Raw genomic sequence first — 10,953 nt, 5'->3', positions numbered from 1 at the left:
AATTAAGTGAATCGAGTGGATTAGATTGTTTAAGTTTATCTAACTGTTTTAATGGCTCAGACTGTTTTAATGCATCTAATGGATTCGCCGAAGTTAAGGAATTAAGTGTATTAAGTCCTTGAGTTGCAAAGTCGCTTAAACTGCTAGAATTAGCAGGATTAAAACTCAAACGGGCATTTTGGTTAAGAAATGACTCAACAGAAAGTTGTTTATCCGAACTGGTGAAAGTAATTGTATAGTGCCAAGGCTGGTTAAGTTGCTCATTACCCTCAACTTGTAAAACTGAAACTTCAGCAGGTAAACCATCAATATTTAGTGTATAACGATTGTGACCGACTCCATTAACCAAACCTTGCTTTAGACCACGACTTAAACCATTACCCAATTGATTCACCAAATTGGCTAATCCTTTATCCATCTTATCCTCTTTTTGATACTTCATGATTACTGAAAATATTTTGTTATTGTTATAACTAATTTTTTGCATTGTTTTTTGATTGTTAGGATAATTTACAATTATCACACAAACCTTTTGATAAGTTCAGATCAAAAACAATCTAAAAAAAGGGGTATAAAATACCTTTTTTTACGCAATTTGCAATATTTTTTTGAAGTTTTTATAAATTTAATTTTAATAGATAACTTACTGATATCACTAATAAATCATCAGAATATAAATAACGATTTTTACCTAAACACTATCAAAAAAGGGAGGGTAACAAAATTTGAATTTTGGAGATTTATTTTGATTGTTTTACAAAAAAATTAACATTAAGTATTTATAGCTAAAATAAGATTTTTTTAAAAAATTTATAATTTTGTTGTACAAAAACTCATTTATTTATGAAATATTGGCTTTAATTTTCGATTATTTTACATTATATGCTAAATATTTAACTAAATAATCTTATAATTGCCTGTAAATTACATAAACATTGGGTATTAACGGTTTACCTATCAATTTCAATATTTTGAAATTTTGTTAACGATTTCTTATCAGATCAAATTTGACAAAATATCCTTAAAAATTCTATTATTTAACCACTTTCTCCTTATATGCGTCATCCCTTGCATATGATCCTCTGGTGTTTATCATCAGAGGAATTTTTCTTTCTAATCACCTTATTTAATAAAGTTTCTTATTATTAGCTAACAACTTGTTACTATGCAATAATTTTTATTCTTTTATTTGATTTTTTTAACAAATATTCTAAATATTATTAATTAAATTATATGCAATCTTGATGATAGGATTACAAAACCTATTGATAAAACTAAAATAATCTGCTCTAAAAATATCATGTAATTCGATTAAAAATTAACATTATGATAGTTAATCAACAATTATCAGCATTCTTTAAGGGTAAAAAATCAATAAAAAGTTAATGCAAATTGGTAATCGGCTTTGCAAAATTAATTTTAGCTTGTATTGATAATTGTTAATGAATTTCCATCTAATATAATTGAATATTACACAAATTTGCGTTTATCAATAATAATTGACCTGTTTTGTAATTTTAAATATTTAGCAGAAGTATTTTTACTTAACGATTATTTTTAATACGCGATATATCCTGTTTTAACTACTGTGCTATGAGATTACCCATACATCAAGAACGCATTATTCAATTTCTTTACAGAGATAAAAAAAACGATAAACGATGGTGGCTAGCCATTAAATAACACCTATATACATTATCTACTCTTTTTAACAACTTTTCTTAAACTATAGAATTATTGGTTCTATTTATCTCTATAATATTAATTATTATTTTATAATTTTTTCAAATTAAATAATCTTACAAAGTGTTAAATTGGTATGTCATATAAATAGCGTTTTTTCTAAGAGAGATGAAAACACTTTTTATTAGTTATACTGTTTGATGATTGACAGAAAATCAAAAAAATGATTATAAAAGAGACAAGCAATGATAAATTATTTGGACTTCAATAGAGTAATGTATAAATAGAGGCTTTTAAAGTCTAGACGTTTTTAGATTTTATGGCTTTTAGAGATTTTACAGTTCACATTTACGGTATTTTCTACATGAGGTTAATAAAATACCGCTGTTATCAATTAATTAATATCGTTTTCAATCGTGTAGCTTCTTTTCGTGGTTTTGACCCCAGCAGGAATCGAACCTGCAATTAGCCCTTAGGAGGGGCTCGTTATATCCATTTAACTATGAGGTCATAGTGGCGAGCATTTTAATAAATTTAAACAAACATTGCCATTTAATTCATGAAAAATTTTCTATTTTGAACAAACATGATACAATCATGCCCATTCAACACTTTATCATTTTTATTCGGTAACATTATGAAAAAAAGAATAATAGGTATGATGTTTTCGGTTTTAGCACTGACAAGTTGTGCAACCTATCAGCCTGAGACAAATAGCTACAGTGATCCATTATCTGGGTTCAATAAAACTATGTTTAATGTTAACTATTATGCGCTTGATCCTTATATTTTGCGACCTGCCGCAGTTGTTTGGAAAGATTATGTACCAACACCAATACGTAAAGGGGTTGTTAATGTTTCATCTAACCTTTCTGAACCCGCATCAATGGTCAATAGTGTGCTACAAGGTGAAGGTCATGAAGCAGGCAAACATTTAGCTCGATTCTTTTTAAATACCATTTTCGGTGTTGCTGGTTTATTTGATGTAGCAGGTATGGCTGACCCACAATTACAAAAAGGTTCTAAACAAAGTTTTGGTGATGTGTTAGGCCATTATGATATGCCTTATGGTCCTTATGTTGTGTTACCTTTCTATGGTTCAGCTACCCTTCGCCAAGAAGGTGGTGATATTGTTGATACCTTGTATCCGCCACTTGTCTGGTTAGATTGGGAATGGGCATTAGTTCGTGGTGTATTTGATGGTATTGAAGCACGTGCTGTGGCAATTGAGTATGAAGATTTACTCAAAAATAGTGATGACCCTTATAACTTTATGCGTAATGCTTATTTCCAACGTAATGATTTTAATGCATCTGGTGGTAAAGTTGACGAGCAAAAACAACAGCAACGCCAAGAAAGCATTAATAGCATAATTAATGATATAGATTCTCAATAAGTTTAATTCGTTACATTCGTTAAGAAACCGCCTTAATTGGCGGTTTTTTGTGTCTTATAAAAGCTTTTTAAATGCCGTTGTGGCCTTTTACGGCAAGTTTCATTTCGGGTAGATAGCGCCAAAATCGACTTGGCATATGTTGCCGTTGCAATTTTGGATTAACACGTTCTTTAATGGTTATTGCATTGCAATACCTTAGCCACATGGTTTGAAACAGTACCTCGTCCTCGGTTAGATAATTTTGATTAACTTGACTGTTAATAATTAAATCATCTTTATCAATCAATGATACCTGTTCTATGCTATTCAAATCATAGACATAACCATATTGGCGCTTTTCGTCATATATTGCCCATTTTTGATCAGCAAAGCGTTCTTTAAAAAAAGTTAGTACCAAAGGTAGCACGTTATAAATAGGACCTATCACAGAGAAGTAGATCTTTTCGCATTCTTCGTTTTCGTCATCATCTGATGCTTGTTTATAAGGTTTGTTTAGTGGATTTTTTATGGCATTAAAACGGATAAACTCTAATATACGATGACGTTCATTACTTACTTTTTTTGCAATTTCGCGCACGGTTAATACATCGGGATCGGCAAAATCAGTTTCGATAGATTTTGTGGCTTTAAACACTTTACAAATATATCGAAAGATGATTAAGTCGCTATTGGGTAATTCAGATAACCATACATACATTAATTGTCGTAAAGCAGTTTTACTCAATTTTTTGATTAATGCAACACGCACCCGTTCATACTTAAATTCACAAAATTCCACATGATGCCTATCTGTCACAAGTAGTGGTTCTACCTGTCCTATTGCTAATAAACATTCTGGCATTTTTTTGAGTTTAAAAGCATCAAATACCGCGCATAGCACACCTTCAAAGCTTTTTTCGTAATAAAACGCTAACATGCGTTACCACCCCATTACGAGTTGTTGTGGTTGATAAATTGCTTTATCTTCTAACAATGGTGTATCTTGCAAAGATAGTTTGATATATTCGGCTGATGAGTCAAGTATTTTAAATTTTTTCATATCATGACAAATAATAAAAAATTGCGCGCGCTTTAATACCACACCGATCCGTTTAAGTGCTTCAAATGTTAACCGACGATGACGCCTTGCCATAACAATTAATTTGGCAGATTTTACACCGATACCGGGTACTCGTAATATTTTTTGATAACTATCACGATTAACATCAACTGGAAAAAACTGCGGATTACGGATCGCCCAAGAAAGTTTAGGATCAACCGTTAAATCAAGATCTGGATATCTATCATTAACAATTTCATCAACATTAAAGTCATAAAATCGTAATAACCAATCGGCTTGATACAGCCTATTTTCACGTACGCGCGGTACATCTTGCACTACTGGCAAACGTTTATCATAACCGTTAACCGGAACAAATCCTGAATAATAGACTCGTTTCATGCTCGGTCGCTTATAGAGTTTGGCTGTTAGTTGTAGTATCTGTTTGTCCGATTCATCGGTTGCACCGATAATCATTTGAGTACTCTGCCCTGCTGGTACAAATTTTGGCGTAGATTTAAATTTTTTACGATCTTCAATGTTCTCAAGTAGATTTTGATGAATTTGGCGCATAGGTTGGTAGATACTTTTATGATCTTTATCTGGCGCAAGTAATTTAAGATTTTCTTCGGTTGGAATTTCTAAATTAACACTCATTCTATCAACCAATAATCCAGCTTGATTAATCAGTTCATCACTGGCACCAGGGATCGCTTTCATATGAATATAGCCATTAAAATGATGCTCAGTACGTAGAATTTTCACTACGCGGATCATGCGTTCCATAGTGTGATCAGGGCTGCGCACAATACCCGAACTTATAAATAATCCTTCGATATAGTTACGGCGATAAAATTCAATGGTCAGATCAGCCAGTTCGCGCGGAGTAAAACCAGCTCGAGGAATATCGTTACTTTGTCGATTAATACAATAAGCACAATCAAACATACAGTAATTGGTTAACATAATTTTAAGTAACGATACGCATCGCCCATCGGCAGTAAATGTGTGGCAAAGACCACTTTTGCTTGCACTACCGATGCCTTTATTTTTATTGCCACGGGTTGATCCGCTTGATGAACACGAGACATCATACTTTGCCGATTCAGCTAATATCTCAAGCTTAGTAATCATTTTTTCATTCATTTTGAATCACCATAAACTGTATTTATATACAGTATATATTAACTGTATTAGGCTCTGCAAGTATGTTGCGATTTAATCATATTAACTTGGTAAACTTGAGTCATTAACTATCAATAATTTGATAATTTTTAATCAATTTAAGGCTAAATTTACCTAATTAATAGATTAATAATCAATAAGTTAATTAAAAAAGAAAGATAAAAAAATTACTCAGGTATTGTTGAGCTTACAAGTGTACGCTATAATCACACTAATTTTTGTTAGAAGCATATAATTTAGGAGCTAAATATTGTATGAAACGCGTTGTTATAACAGGGTTAGGAATTCTTTCAAGTATTGGAAATAATACCAAAGAAGTTTTGGAATCTTTAAAAATCGGCCGTAGTGGTATTACCTTTTCACAAGAAATGAAAGATAGCGGAATGCGTAGCCATGTTTGCGGAAATGTTAAATTAGATACGACAGGCCTTATTGATCGTAAAATAGTTCGCTTTATGAATGATGCTTCTATTTATGGTTATCTTGCTTTACAACAAGCTATTGAAGACGCTAAATTAACTCCAGAACAAGTCTCTAATCCACGTACTGGTTTAATTGCAGGTTACGGTGGTTCAACTAAAACTCAATATAAGGTCGTTACTGGTATGAAAGAGAAAGGATTACGTGGTGTTGGTCCTTATGCAGTGACGAAATCAATGTCATCGGCAATTTCTGCTTGTTTAGCGACGCCATTTAAAATTAAAGGTGTGAGCTATTCTATGACCTCAGCTTGTGCAACGTCTGTGCACTGTATTGGTCACGCAGCTGAACTTATTCAGCTAGGTAAACAGGATATTGTTTTTGCCGGCGGTGGTGAAGAGCTTAATTGGGAAATGTCTTGCGAATTTGACGCAATGGGTGCACTATCAACTAAATATAACGACTGTCCAGAAAAAGCATCACGTGCTTATGATGCCAATCGTGATGGGTTTGTTATTGCTGGTGGAGCGGGTATGGTTGTCGTTGAAGAGTTAGAACATGCATTAGCCCGTGGTGCTCATATCTATGGTGAATTAGTTGGTTACGGTGCAACATCAGATGGTTATGATATGGTTGCTCCATCAGGCGAAGGTGCTATGCGTTGTATGCAACTTGCTATGCAAAATTTAGATGCGCCGATTGATTATATCAATACTCATGGTACATCAACCCCTGTTGGTGATGTAAAAGAGTTATGGGCGATCAAACAAGTGTTTGGTGACAATATTCCAGCAATCTCATCAACTAAATCAATGACTGGTCACTCATTAAGTGCAACAGGCGCACAAGAACTTATCTATTCATTATTAATGCTTGAGCATGGCTTTATTACACCAAGTATTAATATTGATGAATTAGACGAAGCAGCAGTTGGCATGAATATTATTACTGAACCAACCGAACGTGAATTGACAACAGTTATGTCAAATAGCTTTGGCTTTGGTGGTACTAATGCTTCAATTGTAATGAAAAAATATAAAGCTTAATCGCTCAAATTTTATCAATAAAAAACCCCCAGTAATTGGTTGTCCAACTATTGGGGGGCACTTCAATTTTTTAAGAACGTTTTTTTGTGCCAATCATTGACTACATAAACACCTAAAGTACTTTACTTAAAAATAACTGGGTACGTTCGTTTTGTGGATTTTTGAAGATCTGCTCAGGTGATCCTTGCTCTTGAATAATTCCCTGATCAATAAAAATGACTCGGCTGGACATCTCTCTAGCAAAACCCATTTCGTGAGTGACAACCACCATCGTCATACCCTCTTGCGCTAATGATTTCATAACGGTTAATACTTCACCGACCAATTCAGGATCAAGCGCTGAAGTTGGTTCATCAAATAACATCACTTTAGGATCCATCATCAAAGCTCTGGCAATGGCAACACGCTGTTGTTGACCACCTGAAAGTTGACTTGGGTAAGCATCAATCTTATCAATTAGTCCGACTTTTATAAGTAAACTTTCTGCCTTGGTAATAGCATCGGTTTTGGCCATTTTTTTGACATCACGAGGTGCTAAAATCAAATTTTCTAACACAGTCATATGTGGAAACAGATTAAAACGCTGAAACACCATTCCCACAGATTCGCGCAAGCGATTGATATTGATTTTAGGGTCATGAACTTTAAAGCCATTAACTTCAATTTCACCTGAGGTGATATCTTCTAACCCATTTATGCAACGCAAAAAAGTACTTTTACCCGATCCTGACGGACCAATAATTGAAATAACCTCTTTTTCTTGGATATCGCACGTTATACCTCTTAATACATGGATATCACCAAATTGCTTTTGTAGATTATTAATGTGAATCACTTTTACCTAACCTTTTTTCCATATATTTAACCAGTAATGACAGCAAAAATGTCATAGACCAGTAAATTAAAGAGATAACTAAATAAGGTTCGGTATAGACAGCATTGGCTGCACCAGCCGTTCTTGCCGCATACGCTAAATCGATCAACCCGATAGCTGAACCTAATGAAGAATCTTTTAAAATTGCAATTGCATTATTACCTAAAGGTGGAAGCATGCGTCGAAAAGCTTGTGGTAAAATTACCTTACGCATGGTACTACCATAACTCATGCCCAGTGATCGTGCTGCTTCCATTTGTCCTTTATCGATAGATTCAATACCCGCTCTAAAGATTTCAGAAATGTAAGCTCCAGCATTTAAAGTTATCGCTAAAACACAAGAGATAAATGCGCCATATTGCACTCGTAAAAAACGCGCGGTTTCAGGTGAGATCAAATAATCAGAGACTAAAATACCCTCTCGAGGATGTAACAGAAATGGCATGATAACAAAGTACATAACCATAATTTGTACAAATAACGGTGTACCCCGAAATGCACTTACATAAATTTTAACTGGCCATTTTACTACTAATAATAAAACATATTTATAAATGCCGTGCTTCACTTCAGCAACTCGACCAAGACCTAATATTAATCCCCAAAGTGTACCAAACACCACACAAACTATCGTACAGGTGATAGTCATTATTGCTCCATCAATAAACAGAGGCAAATAATCACTAATCACTTCCCAATTAAACTGCATAAATAAAATGATCCTGTAATTGTCGATTAATTAATGGGTAGAGTTGGTACATTTTCATCAAACCATTTAGCATAAATGGTTGCATAAGTACCATTGGCAATAATTTTTTTAAGACCCTCGTTAATACTATTAAGTAATTTATCATTACCTTTAGCAACAGCTATACCAAAATATTGAGGCTCGAAATTTTGATCAGCAATTAGATTGAAATCTTTTCCGGGATGCATTTTAATATAGAACTTAACCACCCCAACATCACTAACCGCAGCATCAATCCCTTCTTCATAAAGATCTTGTAATAAAAGAGGCGTATTATCAAAACGCTTTATCGCTTTGCTATTCATTCCTAAAACTTTTGAAACAACCACATCTGCTGTACTACCATTTACAACGCCTACTGTTTTGGTTTTTAAATCTTCCAATGAAGTAATACTGGAGTGTGCTTGCGTTACAACAACTTGTTCAGCAGGAAAGTAAGGTAACGAGAAATCAACCGATTTTTTGCGTTTATCGGTAATAGTAATACCTGAAATAATAATGTCTCGTTCACCATTGCTCAAACTGGCAAAAATACTGTCCCAAGGTGTATTAATCAATTTGATATTAAAATTTTCCACATTAGCAATTGCTTGGATGATATCAATATCAAATCCTTCTAACTGGCGTTGAGTATTTTCATATTCAAACGGACGATATGTACCACCCGCACCGACGACATAAGTTATATCTTTATCAGCATAACTAAAATGACTAGTGAGTAATAAAAAAGTGGATAAAATTAACGAAAAACAAGACTTAATCATGGTTATTCCTATCTTTAAATAAATGTGAAAACCATAATAGCTTTTGAGAGAAATAAAGCAAATTAATATTAGGATTTTATTATACTATTTACTTTTTAAAGTGCATTAAATGATTAAAAAGTAGAAGGGAATCTTAGCGTGAGATCTTTTTTAAACTCAACAATAAAAAATCAGGACTTTACTTAGCACTTTGTAAAGTTACTATCTCGGAGTTTTATTGCTTCATTGTTTGGATAAAAAAGGTTAATATCGAGGATGCAATAAGTAATATCACTATAAACATAAATGAATTATTATAGCTTCATTATAACTTCCTCCAGATTGGTCAGCTATAAAGCCGATTAATTTCTTATGTATAATTATAATATTATCTCTAACAAGCTGACACCAAGGGTGCTAAGCTTTTCAGTGTTCTAAAACACTATGCTTTGCCATGTAATTTTGCGATCAATAACGTTTTATGTTACGCAATGTGTTACACTATGGTTACATCCATCGCTTAGGTTGCAATGGATGTAAGGTTAACTCAAATAGATGAGCGTTTATTATCAATAGTACAATTTTACTTTTGATAAATATCCCAAGCAGCTTGTAATCCAGCGCCTTGAACGGTTTTAAAACCAACACGATTTAATACCGCTTCAAAGGCGGTTAATGTTTGTAAAACACACGGTTTTCTAGCGTTATAACCCATGGAGCCAATACGCCAAACATTACCTTTAAGAGGACCAAAAGATGCACCTATTTCAATACCAAAATCATTAAGCATTAAGTTACGCACTTCTTGATCGTTAATATGTTCTGGACGTATCACCCCAACCACATTATTCATTTTATGGTTAATATCGCCAAACAATTCAAGTCCCATTGCTTGTAAACCAGCCACCATAGCCGCACCATTTATGCGATGACGTTCTATAACATTATCCAAACCTTCTTGTAATACAATGCGAGCACACTCTCTAGCAGCATAAAGCATAGAAGTAGCTTCAGTATGATGGTTAATTCGTTCTGATCCCCAATAACGAATGATCATATCAATATCGAAATAGTTGGAATAAATCATTTCATCACTGCCACTACTATCGCCTTCAGCGCGAATACCAAGTTCAACACATTTGCGTGCTTGGATGATTTCAACCATTTTTGGACTTAACGTTAAAGGAGCCACACCCGGAGGTCCACTCAAACATTTTTGCAAACTAACAGATACCCCATCAAGTTGCCATTTATCAACTTCTAAAACGTTACCGACAATTGAAGCGGTTGCATCTACGTAAGACAGCACACCATGTCTACGACAAATTTCACCAATTTTATCTAATGGTTGAAGTAATGTAGTTGATGTATCACCTTGCACACAAAGTAGCAAACGTGGCTTAATTTTTTTAATGGCATCTTCAATTACATTAGGATCGAATATTTCACCCCATGGTACTTCGATAGTATGCACATCAGCTCGGCAGCGGTGAGCGATTTCACAAAGTAATAAACCAAATCGACCAAATATTGGCACTAACACTTTATCACCAGGACGAATAGTTGACACAAGAACGGCTTCAATCCCTGCTCTAGCTGTACCATCAATAACAAAAGTTTGTTCATTTTTGGTTTTAAAAATGTCACGATAAAGCGCCATCGTTTGGTTCATATAATCAGTCATAACAGGATCGAATTGACCAATTAAAGGCGCAGCCATTGCTCGCGTTACACGTGGATCAGCATTAATTGGACCCGGTCCCATCAATAATCGTGCTGGCGGATTAATTTGATCATATTTGTCTAAATCTAACATGTG

Annotated in this window: 8 protein-coding genes, 1 tRNA gene and 1 pseudogene; 2 read left to right on the top strand and 8 right to left on the bottom strand. The window is 34.0% G+C overall.

Annotation, left to right across the window (positions count from 1 at the left end):
- Together H3T96_RS10185 and H3T96_RS10180 are read right to left on the bottom strand one after the other, a co-directional pair.
- Nucleotides 1-418, bottom strand: a pseudogene (locus H3T96_RS10185) (hypothetical protein); the annotation flags it as partial.
- A gap of 1,703 nt (nucleotides 419-2,121) precedes the next feature.
- A tRNA-Arg gene (locus tag H3T96_RS10180) sits at nucleotides 2,122-2,193 on the bottom strand.
- 127 nt (nucleotides 2,194-2,320) lie between these two features.
- On the opposite strand from H3T96_RS10180, the gene H3T96_RS10175 reads away from it, so the two are divergent.
- Complete coding sequence (locus H3T96_RS10175) at nucleotides 2,321-3,079, top strand: MlaA family lipoprotein (RefSeq protein WP_086326412.1); 759 nt, start codon at nucleotides 2,321-2,323, stop codon at nucleotides 3,077-3,079.
- A gap of 67 nt (nucleotides 3,080-3,146) precedes the next feature.
- Here H3T96_RS10175 and H3T96_RS10170 read toward each other — a convergent pair whose 3' ends face one another.
- Nucleotides 3,147-3,995 (bottom strand): TIGR03915 family putative DNA repair protein, encoded by an 849-nt coding sequence (locus H3T96_RS10170; protein ID WP_144091078.1) that lies wholly within the window; start codon nucleotides 3,993-3,995, stop codon nucleotides 3,147-3,149.
- Between the two features lie 3 nt (nucleotides 3,996-3,998).
- Nucleotides 3,999-5,264, bottom strand: a complete 1,266-nt coding sequence (locus tag H3T96_RS10165) for a putative DNA modification/repair radical SAM protein (RefSeq protein WP_086326410.1) — start codon at nucleotides 5,262-5,264, stop codon at nucleotides 3,999-4,001.
- 293 nt (nucleotides 5,265-5,557) lie between these two features.
- On the opposite strand from H3T96_RS10165, the gene fabB reads away from it, so the two are divergent.
- A complete protein-coding gene (gene fabB / locus H3T96_RS10160) occupies nucleotides 5,558-6,769 on the top strand; it encodes a beta-ketoacyl-ACP synthase I (RefSeq protein WP_086326409.1) in 1,212 nt (403 codons plus the stop codon).
- A 112-nt stretch (nucleotides 6,770-6,881) separates the two neighbouring features.
- Here fabB and H3T96_RS10155 read toward each other — a convergent pair whose 3' ends face one another.
- The 4 genes from H3T96_RS10155 to H3T96_RS10140 form a co-directional block, all read right to left on the bottom strand.
- The gene (locus H3T96_RS10155; protein WP_144091077.1) at nucleotides 6,882-7,604 is read right to left on the bottom strand and encodes an amino acid ABC transporter ATP-binding protein; all 723 of its coding nucleotides are present in this window, start codon (nucleotides 7,602-7,604) and stop codon (nucleotides 6,882-6,884) included.
- Nucleotides 7,591-8,352: an amino acid ABC transporter permease gene (locus H3T96_RS10150; RefSeq protein WP_144091075.1), complete on the bottom strand. Its 762-nt coding sequence runs from the start codon at nucleotides 8,350-8,352 to the stop codon at nucleotides 7,591-7,593. Before H3T96_RS10150 ends, H3T96_RS10155 begins: the two co-directional genes overlap by 14 nt.
- A gap of 26 nt (nucleotides 8,353-8,378) precedes the next feature.
- Entirely contained in the window at nucleotides 8,379-9,155 is a 777-nt protein-coding gene (locus H3T96_RS10145) for a basic amino acid ABC transporter substrate-binding protein (protein ID WP_144091073.1), read from the bottom strand.
- Nucleotides 9,156-9,717: 562 nt separating this feature from the next.
- The gene (locus H3T96_RS10140; RefSeq protein ID WP_144091072.1) at nucleotides 9,718-10,950 is read right to left on the bottom strand and encodes an alanine--glyoxylate aminotransferase family protein; all 1,233 of its coding nucleotides are present in this window, start codon (nucleotides 10,948-10,950) and stop codon (nucleotides 9,718-9,720) included.
- Nucleotides 10,951-10,953: the final 3 nt, after the last annotated feature.

It is taken from the genome of Gilliamella sp. W8136 (assembly GCF_016101285.1).
GTDB classification, from domain to species: domain Bacteria; phylum Pseudomonadota; class Gammaproteobacteria; order Enterobacterales; family Orbaceae; genus Gilliamella; species Gilliamella apicola_N.
The sequence above is the reverse complement of the archived record's forward strand: the minus strand, read 5'-3'. Positions and strand labels throughout refer to the sequence as shown.